The organism is Streptomyces natalensis ATCC 27448, from assembly GCF_000935125.1.
In the GTDB taxonomy this organism is placed as follows: domain Bacteria; phylum Actinomycetota; class Actinomycetes; order Streptomycetales; family Streptomycetaceae; genus Streptomyces; species Streptomyces natalensis.
Genome location: NZ_JRKI01000026.1, coordinates 268444 through 294806, shown reverse-complemented (window position 1 = coordinate 294806; position 26363 = coordinate 268444). Strand labels below are relative to the sequence as shown.

Genomic DNA, 26363 nt, shown 5'->3' with positions numbered 1-26363 from the left:
CCGATTCGTCGGGGGCTTTCTGCATTCCAGATCCGGAGGTGCCGCGTGCGTCTCGTAGAGATCCAGCCCGAAGACTTGGTCTTCGGTCACGAAGCCACAGCGGCAACCGGCGTTCCGCAGCAGGTGATCCGCCAGTGGGCGTCCCGCGGGAAGATCCGCCGCTTCTCCGGCGAGAACCGGCTCACCGGCAACGGCCACGAATACAAGACCATGTACGCGCTCCCCGAGATCGAAGCGCTGGCCCGCACCTACCGGGCCACACCGCAGCGCGGACTACGCGCCGCCTGACCCCTCGCGGGACGGTCGAGCCCTGTGGCGGCAGCTCCCGCGCCCGCGAGGAACAACGCCTGCCGTGTGGGGCAGGCAGGGGCCTTGAAGCGCACCCCCGCGCTCGGCACCCCGGTCCGCCCGACCGCCTGGCCGCGGTCGGGCGGACCCAAAACCCCCGCTGCCCGAGGGACCGCGGCCGGGCAGCGGGCCTCGTCGATGTGCCGTCGCCCGCACCCTGCCCGAACGGAGCTGACAGCCATGCTGAACGTCTTCTGCTACACGATCGGCTTCGCTCTCCTAGCGCTCGCCGCCGTACTCCCGGCAAACGTGCCGCACCGCGACAGACTCGCCTACGCCGGGCTCGCCCTCTGGCTCCTCCCCACCACCGTCCACACCCTCCAAGCGCATTGAGCGGACGGAGACCCGTGACTCAGCACGCCACCGCACCCGCCAGCGCGCGGGAGGCTGCCCAGCAGCTCGCGGCCGAAGGCAGCGCAACAGCCGCTGACCATCAGCCCAACGAGGCAGCGAACTTCCCGCCCTTCGCCTCCGCCGCCGACACGGTGACCTTCCCGCGATGGCTGACCTCGACCTGATAGAAGCGTGAGCCCTCCGGCACGCCCGGCACCTCGGCGACGAACACACACGCCCCCGAATCCGGCTTCCCCGTGCCGAGCGCACCCGTCGCCACAACCTTGCCCGCCGAGTCGTACACCGTCACCCCGGCCCCCTTGGCGATGTCGTCGTAGCCGCTGTAGCCCGTGCAGTCCTCGCTCGTCGCCCCGGACGGCACATGGTCGCCGGTCAGCATCATCGTGCCGCGCAGTGTGAACGTCGCAGGCGCACTCGACCCGCTGCCGGACAGGCCCCACGCCAGGCCCACAGCACCCGCACCAACGACCAGGCCGACAACACCGGTTATCAGCGGGTGCAGCCAACGCTTCGTAGGAGCGGGAGTGAGGGACACGGCGGCGGCATCGGTCATCTCAGACATGCGCGGCATCATCCCAGCGCCCCAACGCCGCGTACACGGCCACCGCCGGATCGTGACACGCCGCGCACTCCACGACACCCGACCGAACGGACCGCCATGGCCGACGAATACGTGCTGCGACTGGAAGCCTCCGGCGAAGTCACCCCCGCCCAACCCGACAACGACGCCGCCGAAACCCAGCCCGAGACCGAGACCGAGGAGCCCGAGCAATGACCGCAGGACTCGCCCCCGGCCTCGTCTCCGGCTGGCTCAACACGCTCCGCACCACCGGCAACGGCGGCGCTGCATACAGCGCAGTCGCGGGCGCCTTCGTGCAGCTGCACACCGGGGACCCCGGCGCCGCCGGCACCGCCAACATCAGCGTCGGCTCGACCACCCGCAACAGCTTCGTCTTCTCCAGCTCTTCGTCGGGCTCGTCTCTGTCGCTGAGTACAGCGCCGTCGGCGTGGACGAACGGCGGCACGTCGGAGACGCTCACCCACATCTCGGTGTGGACGGCCTCCTCCGCCGGGACGTTCCTGTTCTCGGTGGCACTGACAGCCAGTAAGGCGTGGGCCTCAGCCGACACGTTCACATTGGCGTCCTTGGGTGCAAGCGTGGCCCCCCAATCTGCATGATCGCGTAGCTCGCAGGTGGCGTGACGCGCTGACGGGGAGGCCGCCGTGACGACCTTCACCGACAACTTCAACCGCTCCGATTCCACCAACCTCGGCGCCAACTGGGTTGAGGTGTCCGGCGACTGGTCGATCATCTCCAACCAGCTCTCATCCGGATCAGCGGGTGGCACGGTCATCCTTCGCGCCGCCGGCGCCATGGCCACCAACGACAACTCAGCGCAGGTCACCATCGCCGCCACCGCAGCCGTCAGCCACGGCATATGGTGCCGCGGCAACTCCACCTTCACCTCGGGCTACCTGTGGCGCAACGACGGCACGTCGTGGAACCTCTTCTCCGTCGTCGGTGGCAGCTTTACCTCCATCGGTTCCTTCGCCGCAGCCGCCGTCGCTGGTGACGTCGCGAAAATCCAGGCGGTCGGTAGCACCATCAAGGGATACGTCAACGGCATCCAGCGCGTCAGCGTCACTGACACCGCCGTCACCACCGGCACCAGCGTCGGAATCCGCGCCGAATCCACCAGCTCGCTCAGATTCGATGACTTCACCGGGGCGGATGTCACCACCGGCGCCACCGGCGACGCGGCACTGTCCAGCACGGCAACACTGTCCGCGTCGGGCCTACGAGCCGCCGCCAGCGACGCTGCGGTCACCGCGACCGCATCCCTGACCGCAACAGGACTGCACGCCACCACAGGCGGCACGGCACTCACGATCACGTCCAGCCTCACCGCAGACGGCACCCGAGCCACAACCGGGACGGCGAACCTCGCCCCCACCGCAACCCTCGCCGCGGACGGAACACGCGCAACCCAAGCCGTCGCGGGCCTCGCCACCACAGCAGACCTGACCTCACAAGGACAGATCGCCCACAGCAGCGACGCATCCTTGACGTCCATGGCCACCCTCACGGCCGACGGAGTGACCGGCGTACCGCCCATACTCGGAGACGCCACCCTGAACACGACGGGCACCCTCACAGCGGCCGGCGTCCGCGCGACAGCCTCAGGCACCGGCCTCAACGCTGCCGCAGCACTCGCAGCAGCAGGAACCACAACAAGCACCGGCAACGCCGCGCTCACCGCCACGGCGACGCTCACGGCCAGCGGGACAACGCACAGCACCCGCGACGACATCGACATCACCGTCGGCGCGCCCTACAGCCCATGGGTCGCAGGCGAACCCCAGGCCGAAACGTGGACGGCTGGCGCACCACAGCAGACAAGCTGGGAGGTGGCCGCCCCGTGGTGATCCCAGCCAGCAGCACCGAATACCTGCACATCACGGTGACCGCCCCGGCAGGCGTCGACCTCACCGCCACCACACCGAGGATCGCCATCCTGTCGATGTCCAACCGCAACAACCCCAGCACGGTCGACTGGCACATCGGCGACTGGGCCAGTCCCACCGAAGCCCGCCTCCTCATCGGACCGGACGGCGGAGCACTCACCCTCACACCAGGCGACTACCACGTCTGGGTGTCCGTCGATCCGGCCGGCAGCGAGAACATCGTCCGCCTGTCCGGCTACCTCGGCATCACATGAGTGGGCGCGGTGGTTACCGGATCTGCTCGGTGCCTGGCTGTCCCGAGTACACGCAAGGCGGACGGTGTGAGCAGCACAGGCGACAGGCAGAGCAGAGGCGTGGCACAGCACGGCAGCGAGGCTATGGACGACAGCACGAGCAGCGCTTCCGTCCCGCTGTGCTGGCTCGTGACCCGGTCTGCGTCTGCGTCGACGAGGGCCATGCCCACGGCAGGCCCTGCGGTCGGCCGTCGGTACACGCTGACCACCACCCCCTCAGTCGGCGGGAGCTGGTCGAGCGAGGCGAGGACCCTGACGACCCGCGGCACGGCCGGGGACTCTGCACGTCGTGCCACAGCCGGTCGACGGCCGGCGAACAGCCTGGCGGCTGGCATCGCGACGGAGGGTGACCGTACCCCAGGGGAGGGACCCGTCGGGGCGATCAAGGTCGGACCGCCGGGGAGAGCTAGCCCTGGTCCGTCAAGTTCTAATTTTTCATGATCCAAAAAGTCCTCGATCCATAACCACAGACGGTGACGTCCTGTGGGATCGCCCTGGCGCGATCGGGAATACCCAAGTAGGCGGCAGGAGACGGCAACCTGCCCGTACCGCCGTCCCGATCCCCAAGAACCGGCGGCGGCGTGGGCGTGCATCGGGAAGGGTGGCATGCCCACGCCGTCGTCTGTAGTACCTCGGAGCCCCCGCCCGTCGGGGGTTTCGTCATGTACGGCCGATCGTGCGCAATGCCGGTCGGGATGAGCGCCGCAACGGCGCGACTCGAGGAGTACCGAGATGGCGAGTGGTGGAGCACGAGCGCGCTCCGGCCCGGCCCCCGACCCGAGCGCGCTGCGGCGTGACCGGGACGCTGGCGAGTGGACGATCCTGCCCGCGGAGGGCCGCCAGGGCGCAATGCCCGAGTGGCCGTTGACGGAGCAGACGATCCGCGAGCACGAGTTGTGGGCGTCGCTGTGGCGAAAGCCGCAAGCGATCATGTGGGAGCGGTACGGCCAGGAGTACGAGGTGGCGCTGTACGTGCGCCGCTTCGCTGAGGCTGAGGCGATGGAGTCGCGGGTGAATCTGTCGACCCTGGTTCGGCAGATGGCCGACTCGCTGGGGTTGACGACGCCGGGGATGCGGGCGAACCGGTGGCGGATTGCGGCCGACGAGGTCGCGGAGCGGCGCGAGGGTTCCGGGAAGCAGCCGGTGAAGCGGCGCACGGCCCGGGATCGGTTCAAGGTCGTTCCCGGTGACGGGGGATGATCGGGTAGTCCAGTGGCCCACGCTCGGCTTCCTGATCGCGGACTGGGTTGAGGCGCACTGCGTGATCCCGGACGGCTTCTCCGTTGGCGAGCCGTATGTCCTCACCGACGAGATGCTGTGGTTCTACCTGAACCACTACCGGGTGAAGCCCGGTGCGACGCGGGAGCGGTCGATGCTGTCGCCTGCTTCGGCGTTCCACTACCGGCGCAGCCAGTTGGTGCGTCCGCAGAAGTGGGGCAAGGGTCCGCTGACCGCGTCGCAGGTCTGTGTCGAGGGTGTCGGCCCGGCGGTGTTCGCCGGGTGGGCGTCCGGTGGCGAGCTGTACGACTGCCGGGATCACGGCTGTGGCTGCGGCTGGCTGTACGAGTACGAGCCGGGCGAGCCGATGGGCATGCCGTGGCCGACGCCGCTGATCCAGATCACGGCGTTCTCGGAGGAGCAGACCGACAACATCTATGGTGCCCTCCGTCCGATGATCGACAAGGGTCCGCTTGCCGAGTTGATCCCGAAGACGGGCGAGGAGTTCATTCGCCTGCCGGGCGGGGGCCGCATCGACACGGTGACCTCGTCGGCTCAGTCCCGCCTCGGTCAGCGCGTCACTTTCGTGCCGCAGGACGAATCCGGCATCTGGACGACCGAGAACAAGATGCAGAGGGTCGCGGACACGCAGCGGCGTGGCCTGGCGGGCATGGGCGGCCGGTCGACGGAGACGACGAACGGCTGGGACCCCAGCGAGAACAGCGTGGCGCAGCGGACGTTCGAGGCGAAGGTGCAGGACATCTTCCGGGACTTCCGGCGGGCTCCGGCTGACCTGGACTACGCCAAGAAGGCGGACCGCCGGAAGATTCACAAGGCGGTATATGGCGACTCCTGGTGGGTCGACCTCGACGCCATCGAGGCCGAAGCTGCTGAGCTGATCGAACGGGACCAGGCGCAGGCCGAGCGGTTCTTCGGCAACCGGATCACGGCGGGTACGGGTACATGGCTTGCCCGGGACCGCTGGGATCTTCGAGCAGCTCCGCGGGAGGTCCCGGACGGGACGCCCGTGACGCTCGGGTTCGACGGCAGCGACATCGACGACTGGACGGGCATCCGGCTCGAGACGCTGGATGGTTACCAGTTCACGCCGGTGTACAGCTCACTGAAGCTGCCGACGATCTGGGACCCGGCCGAGTGGGGCGGCCAAACACCGCGCCTCGAGGTCGACGCCGCTATGGACGAGGTGATGCACCGCTACCACGTGGTGCGCGCGTACTGCGATCCGCCGTACTGGGAGACCGAGGTCGACACGTGGGCGGAGCGGTACGGGGAGAAGCGGGTGGTCCGCTGGTACACGCAGCGCGTCGTGCAGATGTATGCCGCCTGTGAACGGCTGCTGACTGATGTGACGAAGGCTGGCAGTGCCTTCGAGCATGACGGCTGTGAGGACACGTCGGCTCACGTGGGGCATGCCCGGAAGGCGGCCCGAACCGCTGGCCGGTACGTGCTGCGCAAGGCAGCACCCCACCAGAAGATCGACCTGACGGTGGTGTCCGTACTTGCCCATGAAGCCGCTGGTGACGCGATTGCCGCAGGCATGGCCCGCCCGAAGAAGTCGAGCCGGACAACCGTCATGCGTTGACCTGAAGGGGGTGGGGCTGTGGCTTTGGACCTGTCCCCGGAGGAGTGGCTGAAGCGGCTCGTGCAGGCGCACGACAAGGAGCTGCCCGAGCTGAAGTTGATGGACGCCTACTACGAGGGCATTCAGCCGCTGTCGTACATGGCGCCGGAGATTCAGGTCGAGCTGTCCGACCGGATGCGGCAGGTCGTCATCAACTGGCCGCAGCTGGTGGTGGATGCGCTGGATGAGCGGCTGGACATCGAGGGCTTTCGGTACGCCAAGAGCGAGACGACCGCGGATGACCTGTGGGAGATCTGGCAGGCGAACAACCTCGACGAGGGGTCGCAGCAGGCGCACGTGGATGCGCTGGCGCTGCGGCGGTCGTATGCGATCGTCGGCGCGAACGACGCCGATGAGGAGATCCCGATCGTCACTGCGGAGTCGGCGCTCGAGGCGTATGCGGAGCGGGATCCGCGGACGCGGCAGGAGATCGCCGCGATCAAGCGGTGGGATGAGCCGGCCGCGTCCGGGTCGATGCCGGTGCAGAACGCGATGCTGTACCTGCCGGACTCACGCCACCAGTTCGAGAAGCAGAAGGGCGCGTGGGTCGAGGTCGACCGGGATGAGCATGGTCTCGGTCAGTTGCTGGTGGTGACGCTGGCGAACCGGCCCCGGTTGCGGCACATGGACGGCACGTCGGAGCTGCGTGCGGTGATCCCTCTGTCGGATGCCGCCTGCAAGATCGCCACGGACATGATGGTGAGTGCGGAGTATCACGCGATGCCGCGCCGGTGGGCGACCGGCATGAGCAGGGACGACTTCGCCGATGAGATGGGGCAGCCGCTCGGCGCGATGTCGTCGTTGGCGGGCCGCTTGTGGGTGAACGAGGGCGACGGCGTCAAGTTCGGCCAGTTCCCCGAGGCTCAGCTGACCAACTTCCACGAGACGATCAACCAGCTTGCCCGGCTCGTGGCCGCGTTGACGGGCCTTCCGCCGGCCTTCCTCGGCCTGGCCACGGATCAGCCGCCGTCCGCGGACGCGATCCGTGCGTCGGAGGCTCGCCTGGTGAAGCGGTCCGAGCGGCGCCAGCGGGCGTTCGGGGAGGCGTGGGAGCGGGTGATGCGTCTCGCCTTGCTGGTCCGGGACGGCAGCCTGGATCCGAAGGCCCGCAGTCTGGAGACGGCGTGGCGGGACGCTGCGACCCCGACCTATGCGCAGAAGGCGGACGCGGTCACCAAGCTGCACGCGTCCGGCATCCTGCCGACCGAGCAGGCTTGGGAGGACCTGGGCTACTCGGCTGAGCAGCGGATCCGGATGCGGGCGATGCAGGATGAGGCTCTGACCCGGATGACGGCCGCGGACCTGCACGCGCTGTCGACGGCGCCGCCGACCGCCCCGGGCGCCCCCGCGCCATCGGACGGCGGCCCAGGTGGTGGCGAACCGGTGCCGCAGTTCTCGGCGGCTTCCGCGGACGGCTGAGATGGCCGACACCAGCACGATCGTCGCCTCCTACGGTGAGACGCAACGCCGCGCGCAGCTTCAGGCGACGATGCGTATGGCGCAACTGTGGCGGCAGTTGGACACCACGGACCTGTCCGGATCGTGGCTGCGGGGCATCGGTGATGCGATGGTGAGCGCGCTGGCCGCGGGCCAGTTGCTCGCGGCGTCGACCGGGCAGCGGTACGTGGACGCGATGGTGGCCGCGGACGGGCTCTCCTCGGACTACGCGGACGGCGCGTCGACCGTGCAGTACCGGCAGTTGGCCGGGACCGCGGCGGACGGTCGGGCGCTGGACTCGCTGCTGTACCTGCCAGTCATCCGCGCCAAGACCCTGATCCAGGGCGGGTTGACGTTGCAGGAGGCGATGCTCGGCGGCATGGCCAGCCTGCAGCGGATCGTTGCGAGCGAGGTCGCGGACGCAGGGTCGGGAGCGATGGGAGTGGCGATGGTCGCCAACCGCACGGTGACCGGCTACATCCGGATGGTCCGGCCCGGCGCGTGCGCCCGCTGCGTGATCCTCGCCGGGAAGTGGTACCGCTGGAATGCGGACTTCGCTAGGCATCGCCGCTGTCAGTGTTATGGCAGTCCGTCGACGAAGGCGCGGCCGGGTCGGTTTACGGACCCGAAGGCGTTCTTCAACAGCCTGTCCCGCGCGGAGCAGGACCGACGGTTTGGCGTGGGTGGCGCGACCGCGATTCGGGAAGGCGCTGACATCTTCCGCGTCGTGAATGCCAGCCGGAGCGTGCAGACGCTGGACGTCTATGGGCGGAAAGTCGTCGCCACGCTGGAGAGCACTACACGCCGCGGCGAGTTCTTCCAGGAGATGCGGCGTGAGACCGAGCAGAGGACGGGGCAGCGGTTCGCCCGCACCCGAGCGGACGTTGAGCAGGGCCTGCCGCGCTTCCGCCTTCGTACTCCGCGGCTGATGCCGTCCGAGATTCTCAAGCTCGCCGAGGACCGGGACGAACTGATCCGGCTCCTGCGGCGCTTTGGCTACCTCTTGTAGGAGGACATCGTGGCCGACATGAACACGGCCGCCCGGAAGAAGGCGGCCGCGAAGGGCCAGGCGATGCCTGGAGGGAGATTCCCCATCCGCAATCGTGCGGATCTCGAGAACGCCATCCGTGCTGTCGGCCGTGTGCAGCCGCCGACGGAAGAGGCCCGCAGCAAGGTGCGGCGCTTCATCATCCAGCGGGCCAAGGCGCTCGGCGCCTCGGACGCTGTCCCCGATACCTGGTCAGCCGACGGCAGTCTCAAGAGCTGACCACGCACCACCCAACCCCCGAGGGGTGCTGCAACGGCGCCCCTTTCGCATCACACGAGAGGGCGGACGCAATGTCCACCGAGAAGCACCCGGCACCGGCAACCGGCGCCACCTGGTTCAACCTGGCACGACACGACGACCCTGAGCCTGAGGGCGGCGACCCGGAGGCACCGGCGGCTGGCGCCGGCGCCGGGACCGGCGACGGGGGAGACCCCGAAGCTGAGCGGATGCTCGCCGACGCCCTGAACGGCGATGGTGACGACGACCCCGAGGGCGACGAGGGCGATCCGGAGCCCGGTGATGAGCCGGCGAAGGACGGCTTGGGCGATGCGGGCAAGAAGGCTCTCGAGCGGATGAAAGCTGAGCGGGTTGCGGCGAAGAAGGAAGCCGCGGCCGCGAAGAGGGAGATGGCTGCTCTCGCACGCAAGGTGCAAGAGTTCGAGGACCGCGACAAGTCCGAGCTGGAGAAGGCGCAGGCTCAGGGCGAGCGTGCGAAGACCCAGGCGGCGAAGGCCGTTGCGCGTGCCGTGTCGTCCGAAGTGAAGGTCTTTGCGGTCGGCCAGTTCGCGGATCCGTCGGATGCCGTGGACGTGCTGATGCGCGACCCCAGCAAGTACGTCGACTCCGACGGCGAGATCGATACCGATGCGATCGAAGCGGACCTTGCGGACCTGCTGGAGCGCAAGCCGCATTGGGCGAAGCCCGAACCGGTGGTGAGCGCTGCGGCGGCGGAGCCGGAGCCCGCCCGCAAGCCGAAGCCCCGGCCTGACCCCGGGCAGGGCTCGCGAGGCGCGCCGGCGCCCACCGACTACTCGAAGGCATCCAAGGACGAGGTCGCCGATTACCTCTCCCAGTTCGGTTACCGGCAGCGCTCGGCGTGATCGAAGTCCGCGCCCACCTGGGCGAGGGGCGCATCTCGATTGAGGTGGCCGGTCACGAAGAGCACGTCGCTGGGGGTCGCGTCTGCGCCGCCGTGTCGGCCGTCATTCAAACCGCATTGCTCGGGGTCCAGGCGATTGCCGAGCAGCACCCGGACCTGGTGTCCGTAGAAATCACTGAGGAGTGAGCATGACCCCCACCATCCCGAAGGCGGGCACCACCCGTTCGTGGTTCCGTCTTGACCGGCACGCCGGTGTCCGTGCGACCGTTCCGGCCGCGATTCAGGCGATGCTGCAGAACGGCATCCTGGACCGTGTCTTCCGTGACGCGCTCGTGCCGAACTTTCTGTTCCCTGCGATTGCGGACTCCGAGCCGTGGCAGGGCGGGCTCGGGGACACGAAGACTTTCACCCGTAAGGGTCTGCTGGCGCCGGCGACGACGCCGGTGACCGGCTCGGACCCGTCCGCGTCGACCTACAGCATCGAGCAGTGGTCGGTCGTGATGGACCAGTACGCCAACAGCATGGACACGAACATGCTGTCCAACGCGATGGCGCTGGCCTCCAAGTTCCTTGCCGACGTGGAGACCCTCGGCATCAACGCGGGGCAGACCATCAACCAGGTCGCCCGGAACAAGCTGTACGCGTCCTACGCGGGCGGCCGCACGTGGTGCACCACTGCGGGCACCTCGGACACGGCGATCATCGTGCAGTCCGTGAACGGGTTCTCGACGGTCAACGTCAACGGTGTGCCGACCCCGGTGTCCGGAGCGAACCCGCTGAACGTGACGATCGCTGGTGTCGCGAACACGGTCGTCGGCGTCAACACGTCCACGAACACGCTCACGCTGGGTTCCGCGCGGGTGGACGTCGTCGGTGATGCGGTGATCTCGAGCAACGCGCCGACCACGATCCGCGCTACCGGCACGAACACCGCCTACGACCTGGCCAGCAGCAACACGGTCACCTTCCAGAACTTCCGCAGCGCAGTCGCGAGGCTCAGGAAGATGAACGTGCCGACCCTCGGCGGCTACTACGTCGCGCACATCGACCCGGACACTGAGGCCGAACTGTTCTCCGACAGCGACTTCAAGCAGGCGCTGCAGGGCCGCGTTGACAGCCCCATCTACCGCGACCTGAGTATTGGCCGTTTCGGCGGCATCGACTGGGTCAGGAACATCGAGACCCCGACCATCCTGGGTGGCTCGGCGGGCACGCTGACGGTGCACCGGCCGATCGTCCTGGGCGCGTCCGCGCTGATGGCGGCCCCGTTCGACAACACCGGCACGCTGCTGTCCGGCACCGGGGTGGAGGACGTGCCGGAGGTGCGACAGGTCAACGTGGCACCGGGTGTCGACATGACGCTGCTGGTGCGTCCGCCGCAGGACCGCCTGCAGCAGGTCCTGTCGTCGACCTGGTCGTGGGTGGGCGACTACGGCGTTCCGACCGACGCGGGCAGCGGCGACGCGGCGCTGTACAAGCGCGGCGTGGTCATCGAGCACGCCTGACCGTCTCCCGCCGGCACAGGCACCCCTGTCTGCCTGTGCCGGCGGGGCTCTTATGAAGGGGAAGACGCATGCGTGTGCGTGTGGTCAAACCGTTTGAGGCGTACTGGAACTACGCCGTCACCACGTTCAACGTGGATGCGGAGCTGGAGGGCGAGATGGCCCGTCACTTCGCGGACAACGCCCCCGTCGGCTGCATCGAGGTTCTGGAGAGGGACCCCGAGCCGAAGCCCGAGCCCGCCCCCGCGAAGGCGGCGGATCCTGTCCAGTCGGAGGGTGACGGGCCGCCGGTGGACGGCACCATCGACACCCTCATGACGTGGGTGGACGGCGATCCGGGGCGTGCCGCACAGGCTCTCGAGGCGGAGCAGGCGAAGGACAAGCCGCGCTCGACCGTTGTGAAGCGGCTGGCTGGCCTGGCCGACGGCGAGGAGTAAAGGGGGCGCCCTGTGTCCCCGACCCCTCTGGCAACGCAGGCGGACCTCGAGGCGGCGTTGCAGCGGTCGCTGGATCCGGCGCAGGCCGCGATGGCGATCCGCCGTGCCTCGGCTCGGGTTCGCAAGCACTGCCGGCAGCAGTTCACCCTGGTGGAGAACGAGACGATCACCCTGCCGGGTAACGGGCGGGTGCTTCGGCTTCCGCAGCGTCCCCTCGTTCTTGATGACACCCATCTGCTCACCGTCGTCGAGCTGTTCGGGATCACCAACGTCGAATACACGGCCCTCGAGGGCCGCGACTACACGCGGATCGGCACCGAGCTGACCCGCGGCGAGGCATGGTGGACGCCCACACGGCTGATGGGCTTTCCATGGCTGCGCCCGCAAGGCATTTGGTCGCAGCGGGTCCGGGTCACCTACAGCCACGGCTATGCCGAGGTCCCGGACGACGTCGTGGACGTGGTCCTGGACCTGGCGCAAATGTCGATGACGAACCCGCAGGGCTTGCGCTCGGAGTCGATTGACGACTACTCCCGGACGTTCGCGGCAGAGACGATCGGCGGCGCCCAGTTGACGCCGGAGCACAAGCTGGCGCTGCGCCCGTACCGGGTGGGCGGGTTCTCTGTGGATCCGGTGACGTGACATGGCAGCCATCGACATCCAACCGCTGCTTGCCGCAGGTCGGATCGCGCACCAGCAGCTCATGGTGGATGCGTGCACGATCAGCCGGCCCGGTACGCCGACGTTGAATCGGTCGACGAGCGTCCTCACCCCGGGGACCCCGACGGTGTTGTATTCGGGGCCGTGCCGTCTGAAGCCGCAGCGGGTTCCTCGCAACGAGGAGGCGGGGGAGCGGCTGACGGTGGTCGCCCGGTACGAACTGGCGCTGCCGTTTGCTTCCCTTGCTGCAGATGACCTGCACGTCGGCGACACCGTCACCATCACGGCGTCGGGCGACACTAGGCTCGTCGGCCAGCCCTTTTCGGTGATGGCCGTCGACTTCGGTTCCACGGCCACGGCCTGGCGGATCTCCGTCGAGGGAACTACCTGACGGGAGGCCGCCCGTGACGACGCCTGCTGTCCTGCCTCACGTCGATGCCGTCGTGTCGGCCCTCACTGGTGCCGGACTGGTCGTCTATCTGGGCGGGGCGCCTTCTGGGGTCTCACCGACCGCTAGTACGCCCTATGTCGTGCTGTATCCGGAGCCGGGTCGCGCCGAGGTGGCGTCGCTCGCCGACAACCGGACCAACTATTCGGCCGTCATTCAGCTGACCTGTGTGGGCCTGACGGCAGAGGCGGCCATGTCCGTCTCTGACCGGGCTGTTGCCGCCCTCTCCGTGGTCCTGGCGGTCGCCGGACGCACGTCCTGGAGGCCAGAGCCCCTCGACGGGCAGCCGGTGCAGCGCGATGACGATGTCGTCCCGCCCTGTTTCTATGCCGCCAGCCGCTACCGGCTGCGTTCAATCCCTCAGTGAGGAGCTCACTCTCATGGCACTTCTCCCCGTTCAGGCGGTCGTTGCGGCTGGCCTGACCCCGACGATGGCTTCGGCGGCGGCCGGCGGCGACAAGGTTCCGTTGGGGTCTGCGAACACGTGGATCGAGGTCGCCAACGGCGGCGGATCCTCCGTCACTGTCACCGTGACCGTGCAGAACAATTCGTACAAGGGTCTGACGCTGCCGAACAGGACCGTGACCGTCGCGGCGTCCGGCTCGGCAAAGATCCCGCTGGACGCCAGTCTCCACGGCGACACGAACAACCAGGCATCGATCGGCTACTCCGGCGTCACCAGCGTGACCGTCGGCGCCTTCCGTATCTGACCCCAGCCTCCAGCCACAACCGCCCCGCTGACGGGGCTTTTGATGCCCCAAGGAGGGTGCAATGAGTGACCTGATCTCCGACGGCAACACCAAGGTGGTGTGGGTGTCGTCCATCGCCAGCATCGCCGCGCCGACCGCTGTCGAGTTGAACGCGGGCCTGGACTGGACGACTCGGCTCACGCCGGACGGCCTGAAGTGCGACCCGACGACCGCTGACGTCAACACAAGTTCGCTGGCCAGCACGTTCGACACCAACCAGCCTGGCAGGCGCTCCTACTCCTGCGAGATCACCTACAAGCGTGGCAGCACGCCCACGGAAGACTCCCCGTACACGACGCTGGTGTACAACACCAGCGGCTATCTGGTGGTGCGCCGTGGTCAGCTGTTTTCCACCAGTTTCGCCACGGGCGACAAGGTGGAGGTGTATCCGGTGACGGCGGGCGAGGTCCAGAACATCGCGCCCGCGGCGAACGAGGTCAGCAAGGCCATGAGCCCGCTGAAGGTGACCTCCGACCCGGCGACGCGGGCGACCGTCGCCTGATGCCTGATATCTCCGAGCTGCTGGAGCAGGCGTCGCCCCGGGAGGCCACCATCCGGGTGTGTCTCTCGGGCGACGCCGGCGCTGAGTTGGAGGCGCTGGAATCCGAGGTGGGGCAGCTGGGGGAGTGGCAGCCCACATCGCTTGGCGAGGCCAATCCGGTGTTCGAACTCCAGGAACGCATCGAAGTGGCTCGGCAGCGGGTGCGGGAGTCTGCGGTCGAGTTCCGGTTCCGGGCGCTCGGGCACCGCGCCTACAGCAACCTGCTGGCAGCCCACCCAGCGCCGGAAGGCTCCAAGGAACCCTACGACGCTGGCACGTTCCTCCCGGCGGTATTGGCGGCCTGCTGCGTCGAGCCGTCGCTGACGCCCGCGCAGGTGGACCGGCTGCTGGACGTCGTCAACGACGGCACGGCGCGGACCCTGTTCGCGGCGGCGCTCGCGGTGAACGAGGAGCCGTCGCCCCTCCCTTTCTCGTAGCCCGCCTCCGCGACAATCGTCTGCCCTACCGGCGGGAGGTGGAGGCGGCGCGCGCGTGGGGCATTCCCCGCAGCATCCTTCTCGGCCGTCCCCAGCCGGGCCCGGGGGAGCCGTTGTGGCTGCCGGAGGACCGCTGGTGGGCGATGGCGCTGATGGAGGCCGAGTCTGGGCTGTGCGGGGACTGCGGGCACCTGCTCGCCGAGACGACGCAGGCCGAGAACGAGTTCGTCTACGACGCGTCGATCACGAAATGCCATGCCTGTCTCGCCGCTGCCCGCCGGGTGGCGACGTACCAGGAGGACGGAGGGAAGACCGAGGGATTGAAGATCTCGGTCTTCCGGAGAGAGGGCTGAGATGGACGGCATCACCGTGACCGGCCTGCAGGGCGTGGTCGACGACCTGGAGATGTTCCCGGGGCGTTTGCTGGTCAACGTCCGCAAGGCCGTGCAGATCACCAGTTTGAAGATCAAGCGAGACGCACAATCGCGCGTGTCTGGCCACCCTCGCTGGGTTCACTATCCGCGCACCATCACCTATGACACCAAGGTCACCGCCGAAGGCATCGAGGGTGAGATCGGGCCGGACAAATCCCTGAGGGGACAGGCACCCTATGGAGCGATCATCGAGTTCGGGACGAGCGTTACCGCCCCCATCCCGCACCTCGGCCCCGCGCTCGACGCGAACGCTGAAGACCTGGTCACCGGCATCGAGATCGCCGTCAACCAGGCCATCACCTAGCACCACAGATCATCAAGGACAGGGACCCCAATGACCACGAGCAGGAAGCCACCCGCACGCCGGGCAGCCAAGCCGCCAGCACTGACGTTCGCCGACGTCCGCGCCAAGATCCAGCGCCCCAGGAGGGTCGTCGAACTCGTCATGGACGCCGAGGCTGCTGCAGAGATAGGCGCCCTTGAGGAGCTCCTCGATAGGGCGCAGCGTCACGACGAGGCGAACGGTACGGAGACCGCCCGAGACGTCGCTAAGCGTCTGCAGGAGCTGGAGGCGCAAGCCGAAGCGTCGCGAGTGCAGTTCACCCTCGAGGCCATCACGCACCGCGCCTACCAGCAGCTCCGTGCTGACCATCCGCCGACGAAGGAGCAGATTGAGGCCGCGGCGAAGCGCGGTGGCGAAGAGGAACCGGCCTTTGATCCGGACAGTTTCGCCCCGGCCCTGGTCGAGGCTCAGCTGATCGAGCCCAAGCCCGCGGACTCGGAAGAGTTCGTGGAGTTTTGGGATGCCCTGTCGGACGGCCAGCTCGGGCAGTTGTGGGGCGCCGCGATCCAGATCCAGTTCCAGACTGGCGAGCTCGGGCCGCCCTCGCAGGCCGCCGCCGACATTCTCCGCTCCTTCGGGATGGCCACCGGCTGACCTACTCGCCGCGCAACAACTGAAGATCGGGGGGATGCCGTGACTGACCGCACCGTCCGTGTCCGGGTCCTCGCCGAACTACCCGGGTACGCCGCGGCTATGCGAGCTGGCGTCGCCTCGACGACGGCGCTCGGCGAGGCCGCGGCCCTGGCTGGCCGGGGCGTTCGGACGCTCGGCGCCGACGCTGCGGCAGCCCGCGCCGGAATGATGTCCATGGGGACGGGCGCCCGCGGCGGCGCGGCGGGTGTCCGAGAGGGCGAGGCTGCCGCGCTGGCCGCAAGCCGGGGAGCGCGGGCCATCCGGGAGGAGACGGCTCTGGCCACGCCCGCGTTCGGGCGGCTCGGTTCCGCTGCCCGCGCTGGCATGGGATCGGTGCGGTCAGGTATCGAATCGGTCCTCGGCCCCGTCCAGCACTTGGGTGCGCTCTTGGCGGGCGGGGCGATCCTGTTCGGCCTGCACGACATCGTGCACATGGGCAACGAATACACGGACAGCATGAACAAGTTCCTCGAGGTCACGCGGGCCTCGGGGGCGCAGATGTCGGCGGCCGGCCGGGAGGCGCAGTCGCTGGGTGCGGACATGAAGCTGCCGTCGGCGAACGCGGCGGAGGCTGCGGACGCCATGGTGGAGCTCGCGAAGGCTGGCCTGTCCGCCGGGGATGCCATCAAGGCTGCCCGCGGCACGATTCAGCTGTCCGCCGCCGCCCGCACGGACGTGTCCACGGCCGCCCGCATCGAGGGCGACATCATGGACCAGTTCGCCCTGAAGAGCACCGAGGCGACGAAGGTCGCGGACACGCTCGCCAACACCTCGAACGCGGCGTCCGGCGAGCTCATGGACATCTACTACGCCATGAAATACGTGGGACCGATCGCCCACAGCGCTGGCATCTCGCTCCAGGACACGGCCACAGCGGTTGGCCTGCTCGGCAAGTCCGGCGTCATCGGTGAGACCGCGGGTACCGCGCTGCGGTCCGCGCTGGTCAACATGTCCAAGCCGACCAAGCAGGCCACCGAGGGTCTGAAGACCCTCGGTATCCAGGCATACGACTCCAACGGGCGCTTCAAGGGCCTGCAGTACGTCATCACCCAGCTCGGCGCGGCATCCGAGCACATGTCGACGCAGCAGTTCATGGCGGCGACGGCGATGGCCTTCGGCAAGCCCGCCATGACCGGGATGATCGCGCTGGCGCATCAGGGTGGCCCGGCATTCCAGCAGTTCAGCCAGCAGGTCGGCCGTGTCGGCGGCGCCGCTGCTCTGGCCGCTGCTGAGAGCAAGGGCTTGGGCGGCGCCATGCGCGGCCTCGGCAAGCAGCTCCAAAGTGCCTTCCTTCAGGTCTACCTCGGTGTTGCGCCGGGCCTGGAAAAGGTCACGCGGTCGATGACGCAGGGTGTCTCCGACGCTATCCCGTACATCAAGAGCGGTATCCGTATCGCAGGTGACCTGTGGGACATCTACGGGCCGACCGTTGAGGCGAAGCTGCGTGCGGCGGCCAGCGGTGTCGAGCGGGCGGCGGAGGAATTCGCTACCCCGCTGAAGACCGCGATCACATCGACGGCCGCCGCGACGATCCCGCTCGCCATCACCTCCGTCCATTCCCTCAGCCAGGTTCTCGGCAACGCTGGTGCAGCCACGCAACCGCTGCTGGGCGGCCTGCACGACATGTTCTCGTCCGTCTCGTCTGGGGCCGGCGCCCTCGGCATACTTACGGGCCGCCTCCAGGTCGGCGTGGGGCTCATCGGTGACATGTCCGGCGTCCTGCGCCCAATCGGCGAGCTGGTGGGTGGCGTCGCGCACGCATTCGCTGCACTGCCGGGCCCGATCCAGCTGTCGGTGCTGTCCATGCTCGCCCTGCGCCCGTTCCGGGGCCAGATCCAGAGCATGCAGCAGTCCGTTGCCAACTTCGGCCGGGCCGGCATCAACGCATTCCGTGGCATCGGCGACGCTGCCTTGTACCAGCGGGTGCAAGCCGCGAACTCCGGTGTGACCCTTGGCCGGTTCGGCGGGGTGATGGCTGAGCTAGAGCGGCGCTCCCCGACAATCGCCGCGATGGGCACCAGCTTCCGTAGCGCCTCGGCCGGGATCCAGGAGGCCGGCGGCCGTCTCGTCGGCTTCCGCTCTGCTGCTGGCGGCGCGCTCGCGGCCATCGGTACCGGTGCCGGGCGCGGCCTGGTAGGTGCTGTCCGCGGGCTGTGGTCGTTCCTGGGTGGGCCGTGGGGTGTCGCGATCGGCGCAGCGATGGTCGGCCTGGACCTGCTCGCCCAGAAACAGCAGGAAGCCGCGGCAGCTGCGGCGGCCCACCAGCAGCGGATCTCCAGCCTTACCCAGGCGCTGCAGCAGTCCGCCGGAGTGGCGGACGGCAGTGTTCGTGCTGCCGCTGTGCAGACCCTCGCGGACGCGAAGCTGGCGGACGGCAAGACGCAGCTGCTGGACGTGATGCGGCAGGCCCACGTCGGCACCACCGAACTGACGAACGCCTATCTCGGGCAGGGCACGAGCATCGACACTCTGCGCAAGCGGCTGTCGGCCGCCGCTGAGGAGAACGCGCAGTGGATCGCCTCGGGCCGGACTAGCCAGAAGGTGTACACACCGCAGGGGGAAGCCTACAAAAACGCCGCTGACGCGCTCGGCAGCCTGTCCGGCGAGTTCGACACGGCCAAGAAGAAGCAGAAGGATCTGGCCGACGCTGTCAAGGGATCCGGCGCGGCTGCACTCGACGCCACCGACCCCACCGGGCGGCTGCAGAGCGCCATCAAGACGCTCGGCGACTCGGCATCCGATGCCGACACCAAGGCCCGTGCCCTGCACACCGCCCTCGACCTGCTGTCTGGTGGCGAGCTGGACGTGCAGGCGGCGATGGCCAACATGAACCAGGCGCTGCTGGACCTCAACAGCAGCTACAAGGACGGGGTAGACAAGTCCAAGGGCTACAAGAGCGCCCTCCTCCAGGTTGACGGCAGCCTGAACACGACCTCGGAGAACGGCCAGAGCTTGTGGAACAAGCTGCAGGCGCTGAACGAGCAGACCGCGTCGGCAGCGCAGGCCACGTATGACTTCGCGCGCGCCAACGGGACTGCCGTGGTGCCGGCGCTGCAGGAGTCCGAGGCGCGCATGCAGAGCGCATGGGCGGCCGCGGTCAAAGCTGGGCAGGCGTTCGGCCTGTCCGCGGACCAGGCCAAGGTGCTCGCCAACCAGATGGGGTTCATCCCGAGCAGCCTGGCCATCACCATGTCCACGCCCGGCCTGTCGGACACCGAGAAGCAACTCCTCTACGTGCAGGGGCTCGCCGGGCACATGCCGACCGGGTCCACGATCAAGGTGTCCGCGCTGACCGCCGAGGCTGTCAAGGACATCGAGAGCGTCGGCTTCAAGGTCAAGACCCTGCCCGGCGGACGGCAGATGGAAATTACCGCCCCGACCGGAAAGGCCGCCGCCGCTCTCGATGCCCTGATCGCGAAGAGGCTTCCCTCAAAAACCGTCAAGGTCGACGCCGAGACCGCCAGCGCCATCCGGGAGCTGAACCAGGTCCAGCAGAAGGTGCGGGACACCCACGGCAAGTCCTTCACGATGACGGCGCTGACCGGCACTGCCATCGCCGCGCTGGAGGCTCTCGGCTTCAAGGTCACGCACATGCAGGACGGCACCGTGCGGATCACCGTGCCCACGGGCGGCCCGAGGGCTGCTGTGGCTGCCATCCAGCGCGCGATCAACAGCGTGTCGGGCAGCTCAGCGACTATCACCGTCACCCGCCGTCAGATTTTCGAGACTGTCATCCGGGGTGGCGGCAGCAGCCAGGCCGCGAAGAACGCGGCGGAAACGTCGGGGTATGCCACTGGTGGCACCGTTGACTACTACGCGAACGGCGGCGTCCAGCGCGGCGGTGTCCGTCGCTTCGCCGCCGGTGCTGAGCAGCACATCGCACAGTTCGCGCCGGCTGGCACCTGGCGCGTGTGGGCAGAGCCCGAGACCGAGGGAGAGGCATACATCCCCCTCGCCCCCTCCAAGCGCGGCCGCTCCCGCAAGGTCGCCGAGGAGACCGTCAAGCGCCTCGGTGGCAAGGGCATCGCCTGGAACGCCGACGGCAGCGTCACGACCTACGCGTCCGGCGGGATCCCTGGTTTCACGTACACGCCCAGCGGCCAGCCGGTACTCGGCGGGCCCTCGGACGCCAAGACCCGCTACGACCAGGCAATCCAGAACCTCAAGGATGCATGGAACAGCCTCAACAGCGCCCTCACAGACGCGAAGAAGAAAGCCGACGCCCTTACCAACGCTGAGAGGAACCTGTCCCGGGTCCGCCACGGGCATCACACGGCCGCGCAGTTGCGGGCCGCCCAATCCGCGGTCGACAAGGCGGAATCCGCAAAGCGGCAGGCGGACGCCAACGCCCGCGCCAAGCGGGCAGTCGTCAACAAGGACGACGCGGCGCTCGGGCTGAGAAGAGGCGCCAAGGTGCCCGTCGGGTTCGACCTGAAGGGGTACGAGGCGCAACTCGCCAAGTCCGTGGCGGCGACGACCTGGTGGCGCCACAACCTGGTCACCATCGGCAAGCGGGGCGGCGCCGAGCTGAAGTCGACGCTGGAGGGCATGGGGCAGGACGGTTACGCCCTGGTCAACGCCCTGGCGAAGGCGTCCAACAGGCAGTTCAAGGACATCGCGGACAAGTTGCAGAAGACCGGAGAGCTGGCCAAGGCCACGCTGGGCGACTTCACCAAGCAGCTCGGTACGTCCACCCAGCAGTCCCAGCAGTTCGCTGCCGACCTGCAGAAACTCGCCGCGCAAGGCTTCGGTAACCTCGCCCAAGCTCTCGCAGCGCAGGGCGACGCGAACGCGATGGCCGTCGCTCACCAGGCGGCGACCGGATCCAGCAAGGGGGCGGCGGCCGCCAACAAGGCCGTCACCACCGCGCAGTCCACACTCACCGGCGACGACCTGGCTAACAGCCTGATCTTGCTGTCCACGCTGCGCGGCGGCAAGGGACGCGGCTACGCGGACCTCATCGCCGCAGGCCTGGGCGTCGACGTCATCAAGGCCCTCGTGCCGAAGATGACCAAACAGATCAGCGGGCTGCCCACGGCGAACAAGGACGTCTTCGTGCGGCAGTGGGTTTCGCAGGGCGGACAGGCCATGGCCATCGGCGGAATCCTCACCCAGCCGACCCCGGTTCTCGCCGGGGAGGCAGGCGTACCCGAGGCGTTCATCCCACTTAACGCCTCGATCCGCAGTCGGGCCCTGTTGGCTGCTTCGGCAGCGGCGCTCGGATTCCACTTGGTCCCGGCAAGCCGGTACGCCAGCAGCGGCTACCGCGACCACTGGTCAGGAGGAAGCGGCGACCGCATCACCAACATCACCCTCAACGGCGCGAAGCAGTCCAGCGCCGAACAAGCCGCCGACATCGCACGCCACATGAATTTCGTCGGCTGAGGAAGGGGGCGCGGTGGCGTTCACTCCAGGCACGGATCTCGGCGGGCTCCGAGTCGACCTCGGCCCCATCCCGCTCGGCGGGGTGGACACGGCCGGGGTCGCCTGGTCGCTCCAGTCCCTAGAAGGCTGGGATGGTGCCGAGGTCCGCTCCGAATACACCGAAAGGGAAGCCGACCACGGGGCATGGGCCAGCCCCGTCTACTTCGGCTCCCGGCCCATCACGCTGGCCGGCACGGTCACCGCACCGGACCGGGTGACGCTGGAGGACGCTCTGGACCGGCTGCGGTCCGCCGATGCTCTGAGTGACACCACGCTGGTGGTGTACGAGCTGACCACGCCGAAGCAGGCGGTTGTGCGACGGTCAGGAAAACCCCTGTTCGCCTACGTGACGGACCGGATCGCCACGTACAGCGTGATGGTCACCGCCGCGGACCCGCGCCGCTACAGCACCAATTTGCAGTCCGGAACGGCGGGGCTGCCGACCACCAGCGGTGGCCTCGCCTTTCCGGTGACGTTCCCGATCACGTTCTCGGCGACGACCGTCTCGGGCGTGATCAACGCCGTGAACACCGGATCCTTCGAAACCAGACCGGTACTGACCGTCGCAGGCCCGGTCACCGCGCCCAGCGTCGCCGCCCTCTACCCGGACGGCACCGTCAAACAGCTCATCTACTCCCTCGACCTGCAATCCGGGGACGTCCTCACCATCGACACCGACGCCCACAGCGTGATGCTCAACGGCACCGTATCCAGGCGCCGCTTCATGACCGTCTCGGGCGGCTGGCCCACCATCCCGGCCGGGTCATCCGTCAACTACCAGTTCCAGTCCGGCACCTACAACGCGACCGCGATGCTGACCGCCACATGGCGATCGGCCTGGATGTAGGAGGGGGCATTCATGCCGGTCAACCCGTGGGCGATCGACACGCTCAACTTCACGGGCTTGCAGGCCCGGAACGCGGACTCCGCGTTCGCCATGCCCAACGGCACCGCCCTGGGCTCGCTGTCGGGCGTGCGGCCCGGTGACCCCGGCCTCACCGTCACCCTGGCCGGTACGACCATCAACTGCTCGGCGGGCGTCGCCACCGTCGCCTACGCCGGGCAGGGCGTGTACCGGGCGGCGTTCCCGACTTCCGTGTCACCGGGCACGTACACGGCGCCGCACGCCACTCTCAACAGGATCGATTTGGTCTATTTGAGGGTGTGGGACAACTCGGTCGACGCGTCCGGCCTGAACAAGGCGGACATCGTCTACCTGGCCGGGACGCCGTCGTCGACGCCGGTCGCGCCGACCCCGGCGGGCACGCAGATCTACATGCCGCTCGCCACTATCACCGTGCTGTCGGTCTCTAACGGCGGCACCGCCTCGGTGTCCACGTCGGTGCGGCCGGTCGCGGTGGCGCCGGGCGGGATCTGGCCGTCCTCGACGGCGCCATCCAGCCCGTACACAGGCCAGTACTACGACAGCGGCACCGACCTGCTGCGCTGGAATGGGTCCTCCTGGGACACCTACTTCAAGATTCCGGGCGCCTGGACGGCGTACACGCCGACCTGGTCGGCGTCCACCACCAACCCGGTCCTCGGTAACGGTACGCTGATTGGTCGGTATCAGAAGATCGGCCGCACGGTCATCTTCCACGTTAACCTGACCACCGGCAGCACCACCACTTACGGGTCCGGCTCCTACAACTTCACCTTGCCGCCGTTCGCGGTCGCCAGCGTTGGGGCGTCCTACATCGGTAACGCGCACCTGCTGGGGACCGACCGCTGGATGGGGCAGCTCGTCCTCTCGCCGGGCGCCAGCTCCTTCGCCCCGTTCTTCCCACTCAGTTCCACCAACGTCCGGATCGGTGGGCAAACCCCCGCCCAGCCGGAGACCTTCGCCAGCGGCGCACAGGTACGCATGACCGGCATCTACGAGTCGGCGACATGAGCGAGCTCCCTTACCGGCTCGCCTGGTACGGCTGTGACCTGCGCACTGGCGGCATCGTCGAAGACCTGCGTGCGCTCAAGCCCACCGGCGCCCTTACGCGCAAGCTCGGTGACGCCACCACCCTCCAGTTCGAACTCGCGCTTTCCGGGGCGCCGAGCGGCTGGGAGGAGGCCACCGTCCCGGGGCAGAGCGCCTACGTCGCGGTGGACACAGCCACCGACACGCCGATCTGGGCTGGCGTCGCTCTCACCCGCGCGAGCGGCAGCACGCAGACCGTTCAGCTCGGCGCGGCCACCCTGGAGCGCTATCTCGACTCCCGCTACCCCGGCACCCAGACCCTCCTTGCGACGGACCAGGCGGCCGTGGTGTCCGCGCTCGTCACCCCCGCACTCACCGCCGGTCCGCCGATCACCCTCGACGCCCCCGGAACCGGCGTGACCATGAACTACCTGACACAGGACGGCGACGACAAGACCATCCTGTCCTGCCTCAAGGAGCTCATGGGCCTGGAAGGCGGCCCGGAATGGACCATCGACGTCACATGGAACAGTGATCATTCCGGCTTCCAGTTCCCACTGCGGGTCCGCTCGGCGATCGGAACTCAAGTCGCCACGCCCGAGGGCACCTTCGACTTCCCCGGCTGCGTCTCCAACTACACCCTCACCGAGTCCTACGAGGACGGCAAAGGGGCCACCGTCGTCACCGCCCGCGGCGAAGGTGAAGGATCATCGCGGCTCACCTCGGCGGCGCACGAAGCCACCGCACTGCTGGCGGCAGGCTGGCCACGCTGGGAATACCGCTACACCCCGGCCGCGGGAGTCACCGACCCCGACCAGCTCGAAGCACACGCCACGCAGTCGCTCGCGCTCATGCAGCAAGGCGCGCAGGTGTGGAACATCGAAGCCGTCGCCTCACGGGCACCCCGACTGGGACGGGACTGGTCTCTGGGCGACACCGTCCGTCTCGCTGTCGAACACTCACCGCGGCACCCACAGGGCACCGACATAGCGGCCCGCTGCTGGTCGTGGGAGCTCGACCCGGGCGCCGACCGCGTCCGCCCCATCATCGTGGAGGAGGGCTGAATGCCGCGCCAACTGGACCAACTGCCGCCCGACGCCACCAGCCTGGCGCGCCGCCTGGCCGCCCTGGAACGCGAGGTTCGTGAGCTGCGGGCAGCTCGCCGCCTCGGCTCGGCAACTGCCGGCCTCATCCGGACCGCGGCCAGCGGATCACGGCTTGAGCTGGACGGCAGCACCCAGGACCTGAATATTTACGGCGGCTCGGACGGCAGCCAACTCATTGCCCAGGCCGGCCCTGACACGTCAGGTGGCGGGGGCTGGTGGAGTCGCGACTTCCAGTTCCCGTACAACATCACGTCGTTCATGGGCGGCGGAACAGTGGCCTTCCGCACCATCGACGACGGCATCATCGCTATGAATGGCGGGCTCCTCTACCTCACCGACGGATCCAGCTACGCGGACATGATCGTGACGTCCGGGGCCGTCGGAACAGCCGATAAGCGCGCCCTCATCATCCTGGAGACGGTGTCCGGCGGTGGCGCACCCTACGTCTACGTCACCGGAGACGGCACGACGACCGCGAACCTTGACGTCTCCGGCGTCACGACCTCGGGGAACCTGGCGTGGGGCTCGGTGGTCATCACGCCGTCAGCCGCGAACACACCGACGTCGGCTGTCATCAGCGGCCTCAACGTCCGCGGATCAACATTCATTGCCTTCGCCTCGCCCGTGACGTCTCGGCCGGGCTCTACGGGCACCCCTGACGGCGTCACCGGCGTCAGCACCAACAACATCAGCTCGACCGGGCTGAACGTGTGGCTGAACCGGCAAAACCTGACCGCAACTACCGTGAACTGGATGGTCATCGGCATATGAGCAGCGACGTCACGCTCGAACCCGCGCTGTACTACGAGGTCACCGCCCGAGACAACAACCCGGACTGCCGCAACTACAACCAGGTCTTCGACATCCCGCAGTTCTATTCCAACGACGGTATCCGCTACGCCGTCGTCTGCGGTGTCTGCGGTCAGCAGATGGAGATCCTCACCGCGACCCTCCTAGACCCGCAGCCCGAAGTCTCCTGACGCCACGGCGCCCAACGATCAGCCCCTCCGGGGCTTTTTTCATGCCCGGGAGGGCCCTTGTACACGCACCACCTTGCGCAACCCGATCCGCGTCTCGGCCGGCACGTCCAGCATGACCCACGCTCGCTGCGGTACGCGCACGGCGTCCTGCCACAGTCGGCCATCAAGACGGTTGATTGGCAGCGCCGCGCACCGATCTTCGACCAGGGCTCGGTCGGCTCCTGCACCGGCAATGCGGCAGCTGGCCTGCTTGGAACCGACTCGTCCGCCCGACCGGGCCTGACCTCGGTCACCATCTCCGGGAACGCGGTACCCGTCGACGAGCAGCTGGCCGTTCAGGTGTACAGCCTGGCCACGCAACTCGACAGCATCCGCGGCGCCTACCCACCCGACGACACCGGCAGCAGTGGCCTCGGCGCCGCCAAAGCCCTGGTGAAGCTCGGCCTGGCCGCGAAGTACACGCACGCCTTCTCGCTGGATGCCCTCAACAGCGCCCTCCAGGCGGGCCCGGTCATGGTCGGCACGCTCTGGCTGGAGAGCATGTTCAACATCGACCCTGATGGCTACGTCGTCGTCGACCGTAAGAGCCAGGTCGCGGGCGGCCACGAGTACGTCATCAGCGCCTACGACGCCGACCGCAAGGCGTACCGCCTCGATAACTCCTGGGGCGAGTCGTGGGGGGCTCACGGCAGCGCCTGGTACAGCCAGACGAATCTGGCCTGGCTGCTCTCACAGGACGGCGACGTCACCGTCCCCGTCTGGTCGGTCGCCCCCTCCCCGAAGCCCGCACTGACCGCCGCAGATCTCGCCAGCCAAGTGCGGGCTCTCCTCGCCGTGAATGGAGTGTGAGGC

31 protein-coding genes are annotated in these 26363 nt (G+C 68.3%); 30 read left to right on the top strand and 1 reads right to left on the bottom strand.

Annotation, left to right across the window (positions count from 1 at the left end; translation table 11 throughout):
* Positions 1-45: 45 nt before the first annotated feature.
* Both SNA_RS17185 and SNA_RS42390 read left to right on the top strand, forming a co-directional pair.
* Positions 46-288 carry a hypothetical protein gene (locus tag SNA_RS17185; protein WP_030064805.1) on the top strand — a complete coding sequence of 81 codons (243 nt, stop codon included), beginning with the start codon at positions 46-48 and terminating at the stop codon, positions 286-288.
* Positions 289-528: 240 nt separating this feature from the next.
* Positions 529-681: a hypothetical protein gene (locus SNA_RS42390; RefSeq protein ID WP_157879951.1), complete on the top strand. Its 153-nt coding sequence runs from the start codon at positions 529-531 to the stop codon at positions 679-681.
* Positions 682-781: 100 nt separating this feature from the next.
* Here the strand turns inward: SNA_RS42390 and SNA_RS17180 are convergent, their stop codons facing one another.
* On the bottom strand, positions 782-1264 hold the full coding sequence (locus SNA_RS17180) for a hypothetical protein (protein ID WP_104531986.1): 483 nt from the start codon (positions 1262-1264) through the stop codon (positions 782-784).
* 209 nt (positions 1265-1473) lie between these two features.
* Between SNA_RS17180 and SNA_RS17175 the strand changes: the two genes are divergently transcribed.
* The 28 genes from SNA_RS17175 (at position 1474) to SNA_RS17040 (ending at position 26360) form a co-directional block, all read left to right on the top strand.
* The gene (locus SNA_RS17175; protein ID WP_044365691.1) at positions 1474-1881 is read left to right on the top strand and encodes a phage tail fiber protein; all 408 of its coding nucleotides are present in this window, start codon (positions 1474-1476) and stop codon (positions 1879-1881) included.
* A gap of 45 nt (positions 1882-1926) precedes the next feature.
* On the top strand, positions 1927-3129 hold the full coding sequence (locus SNA_RS43225; RefSeq protein ID WP_198535054.1) for a hypothetical protein: 1203 nt from the start codon (positions 1927-1929) through the stop codon (positions 3127-3129).
* Positions 3123-3422 (top strand): hypothetical protein, encoded by a 300-nt coding sequence (locus tag SNA_RS17165; protein ID WP_030064797.1) that lies wholly within the window; start codon positions 3123-3125, stop codon positions 3420-3422. The genes SNA_RS43225 and SNA_RS17165 overlap by 7 nt, the downstream gene beginning before the upstream one ends.
* A 771-nt stretch (positions 3423-4193) precedes the next feature.
* Positions 4194-4661 (top strand): hypothetical protein, encoded by a 468-nt coding sequence (locus tag SNA_RS17160; protein ID WP_030064795.1) that lies wholly within the window; start codon positions 4194-4196, stop codon positions 4659-4661.
* On the top strand, positions 4648-6282 hold the full coding sequence (locus SNA_RS17155) for a hypothetical protein (RefSeq protein ID WP_044365689.1): 1635 nt from the start codon (positions 4648-4650) through the stop codon (positions 6280-6282). Before SNA_RS17160 ends, SNA_RS17155 begins: the two co-directional genes overlap by 14 nt.
* Positions 6283-6300: 18 nt before the next feature.
* Complete coding sequence (locus tag SNA_RS17150) at positions 6301-7740, top strand: phage portal protein (RefSeq protein ID WP_420823485.1); 1440 nt, start codon at positions 6301-6303, stop codon at positions 7738-7740.
* 1 nt (position 7741) lies between these two features.
* Positions 7742-8767, top strand: a complete 1026-nt coding sequence (locus tag SNA_RS17145) for a VG15 protein (protein ID WP_030064790.1) — start codon at positions 7742-7744, stop codon at positions 8765-8767.
* Between the two features lie 9 nt (positions 8768-8776).
* Positions 8777-9025 (top strand): hypothetical protein, encoded by a 249-nt coding sequence (locus SNA_RS17140; protein WP_030064788.1) that lies wholly within the window; start codon positions 8777-8779, stop codon positions 9023-9025.
* A gap of 71 nt (positions 9026-9096) precedes the next feature.
* A complete protein-coding gene (locus tag SNA_RS38345; RefSeq protein WP_051877191.1) occupies positions 9097-9906 on the top strand; it encodes a hypothetical protein in 810 nt (269 codons plus the stop codon).
* Positions 9903-10091: a ribosomal-processing cysteine protease Prp gene (locus SNA_RS17130; RefSeq protein WP_030064785.1), complete on the top strand. Its 189-nt coding sequence runs from the start codon at positions 9903-9905 to the stop codon at positions 10089-10091. The genes SNA_RS38345 and SNA_RS17130 overlap by 4 nt, the downstream gene beginning before the upstream one ends.
* Positions 10092-10093: 2 nt before the next feature.
* Entirely contained in the window at positions 10094-11410 is a 1317-nt protein-coding gene (locus SNA_RS17125) for a major capsid protein (protein WP_030064783.1), read from the top strand.
* A gap of 68 nt (positions 11411-11478) precedes the next feature.
* Complete coding sequence (locus SNA_RS17120) at positions 11479-11844, top strand: hypothetical protein (protein ID WP_030064781.1); 366 nt, start codon at positions 11479-11481, stop codon at positions 11842-11844.
* A gap of 12 nt (positions 11845-11856) precedes the next feature.
* Entirely contained in the window at positions 11857-12486 is a 630-nt protein-coding gene (locus tag SNA_RS17115) for a hypothetical protein (RefSeq protein WP_030064779.1), read from the top strand.
* 1 nt (position 12487) lies between these two features.
* Positions 12488-12895, top strand: a complete 408-nt coding sequence (locus tag SNA_RS17110; protein ID WP_030064777.1) for a DUF6093 family protein — start codon at positions 12488-12490, stop codon at positions 12893-12895.
* 13 nt (positions 12896-12908) lie between these two features.
* Positions 12909-13319 (top strand): hypothetical protein, encoded by a 411-nt coding sequence (locus SNA_RS17105; RefSeq protein ID WP_044365686.1) that lies wholly within the window; start codon positions 12909-12911, stop codon positions 13317-13319.
* 13 nt (positions 13320-13332) lie between these two features.
* Complete coding sequence (locus tag SNA_RS17100) at positions 13333-13662, top strand: hypothetical protein (RefSeq protein WP_030064774.1); 330 nt, start codon at positions 13333-13335, stop codon at positions 13660-13662.
* Between the two features lie 61 nt (positions 13663-13723).
* Positions 13724-14203, top strand: a complete 480-nt coding sequence (locus SNA_RS17095) for a phage tail tube protein (protein ID WP_030064773.1) — start codon at positions 13724-13726, stop codon at positions 14201-14203.
* Positions 14203-14679 carry a hypothetical protein gene (locus SNA_RS17090; protein WP_030064772.1) on the top strand — a complete coding sequence of 159 codons (477 nt, stop codon included), beginning with the start codon at positions 14203-14205 and terminating at the stop codon, positions 14677-14679. Before SNA_RS17095 ends, SNA_RS17090 begins: the two co-directional genes overlap by 1 nt.
* 38 nt (positions 14680-14717) lie before the next feature.
* A complete protein-coding gene (locus SNA_RS17085; protein WP_078969959.1) occupies positions 14718-15032 on the top strand; it encodes a hypothetical protein in 315 nt (104 codons plus the stop codon).
* Position 15033: 1 nt separating this feature from the next.
* Positions 15034-15417, top strand: coding sequence for an HK97-gp10 family putative phage morphogenesis protein (locus tag SNA_RS17080; RefSeq protein ID WP_030064769.1), 384 nt, complete (start codon positions 15034-15036; stop codon positions 15415-15417).
* A 30-nt stretch (positions 15418-15447) separates the two neighbouring features.
* Positions 15448-16050, top strand: a complete 603-nt coding sequence (locus SNA_RS17075; protein ID WP_030064767.1) for a hypothetical protein — start codon at positions 15448-15450, stop codon at positions 16048-16050.
* A gap of 39 nt (positions 16051-16089) precedes the next feature.
* Entirely contained in the window at positions 16090-21474 is a 5385-nt protein-coding gene (locus SNA_RS17070; RefSeq protein ID WP_078969958.1) for a phage tail tape measure protein, read from the top strand.
* A gap of 13 nt (positions 21475-21487) precedes the next feature.
* Positions 21488-22360 (top strand): phage distal tail protein, encoded by an 873-nt coding sequence (locus tag SNA_RS17065; RefSeq protein WP_030064762.1) that lies wholly within the window; start codon positions 21488-21490, stop codon positions 22358-22360.
* Between the two features lie 12 nt (positions 22361-22372).
* A complete protein-coding gene (locus SNA_RS38340; RefSeq protein ID WP_051877190.1) occupies positions 22373-23407 on the top strand; it encodes a hypothetical protein in 1035 nt (344 codons plus the stop codon).
* The gene (locus tag SNA_RS17055; protein WP_030064759.1) at positions 23404-24489 is read left to right on the top strand and encodes a hypothetical protein; all 1086 of its coding nucleotides are present in this window, start codon (positions 23404-23406) and stop codon (positions 24487-24489) included. The genes SNA_RS38340 and SNA_RS17055 overlap by 4 nt, the downstream gene beginning before the upstream one ends.
* Positions 24490-25302 carry a hypothetical protein gene (locus SNA_RS17050; RefSeq protein WP_030064758.1) on the top strand — a complete coding sequence of 271 codons (813 nt, stop codon included), beginning with the start codon at positions 24490-24492 and terminating at the stop codon, positions 25300-25302.
* Positions 25299-25511, top strand: coding sequence for a hypothetical protein (locus tag SNA_RS17045; protein WP_030064757.1), 213 nt, complete (start codon positions 25299-25301; stop codon positions 25509-25511). Before SNA_RS17050 ends, SNA_RS17045 begins: the two co-directional genes overlap by 4 nt.
* Positions 25512-25568: 57 nt before the next feature.
* A complete protein-coding gene (locus SNA_RS17040) occupies positions 25569-26360 on the top strand; it encodes a C1 family peptidase (protein WP_030064756.1) in 792 nt (263 codons plus the stop codon).
* The last annotated feature ends 3 nt before the right edge of the window (positions 26361-26363 follow it).

Excerpts from the sequence above, each read along its gene's own strand:
- SNA_RS17175 (WP_044365691.1), top strand. The coding sequence starts at position 1,474 with ATGACCGCAGGACTCGCCCCCGGCCTCGTCTCCGGCTGGCTCAACACG.
- SNA_RS17080 (WP_030064769.1), top strand. The coding sequence starts at position 15,034 with ATGGACGGCATCACCGTGACCGGCCTGCAGGGCGTGGTCGACGACCTG.
- SNA_RS17090 (WP_030064772.1), top strand. The coding sequence starts at position 14,203 with ATGCCTGATATCTCCGAGCTGCTGGAGCAGGCGTCGCCCCGGGAGGCC.
- SNA_RS17180 (WP_104531986.1), bottom strand. The coding sequence starts at position 1,264 with ATGTCTGAGATGACCGATGCCGCCGCCGTGTCCCTCACTCCCGCTCCT.
- SNA_RS42390 (WP_157879951.1), top strand. The coding sequence starts at position 529 with ATGCTGAACGTCTTCTGCTACACGATCGGCTTCGCTCTCCTAGCGCTC.
- SNA_RS17120 (WP_030064781.1), top strand. The coding sequence starts at position 11,479 with ATGCGTGTGCGTGTGGTCAAACCGTTTGAGGCGTACTGGAACTACGCC.
- SNA_RS17145 (WP_030064790.1), top strand. The coding sequence starts at position 7,742 with ATGGCCGACACCAGCACGATCGTCGCCTCCTACGGTGAGACGCAACGC.
- SNA_RS17075 (WP_030064767.1), top strand. The coding sequence starts at position 15,448 with ATGACCACGAGCAGGAAGCCACCCGCACGCCGGGCAGCCAAGCCGCCA.
- SNA_RS17160 (WP_030064795.1), top strand. The coding sequence starts at position 4,194 with ATGGCGAGTGGTGGAGCACGAGCGCGCTCCGGCCCGGCCCCCGACCCG.
- SNA_RS17050 (WP_030064758.1), top strand. The coding sequence starts at position 24,490 with ATGCCGCGCCAACTGGACCAACTGCCGCCCGACGCCACCAGCCTGGCG.
- SNA_RS17095 (WP_030064773.1), top strand. The coding sequence starts at position 13,724 with ATGAGTGACCTGATCTCCGACGGCAACACCAAGGTGGTGTGGGTGTCG.
- SNA_RS17110 (WP_030064777.1), top strand. The coding sequence starts at position 12,488 with ATGGCAGCCATCGACATCCAACCGCTGCTTGCCGCAGGTCGGATCGCG.
- SNA_RS38340 (WP_051877190.1), top strand. The coding sequence starts at position 22,373 with ATGCCGGTCAACCCGTGGGCGATCGACACGCTCAACTTCACGGGCTTG.
- SNA_RS17100 (WP_030064774.1), top strand. The coding sequence starts at position 13,333 with ATGGCACTTCTCCCCGTTCAGGCGGTCGTTGCGGCTGGCCTGACCCCG.
- SNA_RS17055 (WP_030064759.1), top strand. The coding sequence starts at position 23,404 with ATGAGCGAGCTCCCTTACCGGCTCGCCTGGTACGGCTGTGACCTGCGC.
- SNA_RS17045 (WP_030064757.1), top strand. The coding sequence starts at position 25,299 with ATGAGCAGCGACGTCACGCTCGAACCCGCGCTGTACTACGAGGTCACC.
- SNA_RS38345 (WP_051877191.1), top strand. The coding sequence starts at position 9,097 with ATGTCCACCGAGAAGCACCCGGCACCGGCAACCGGCGCCACCTGGTTC.
- SNA_RS17125 (WP_030064783.1), top strand. The coding sequence starts at position 10,094 with ATGACCCCCACCATCCCGAAGGCGGGCACCACCCGTTCGTGGTTCCGT.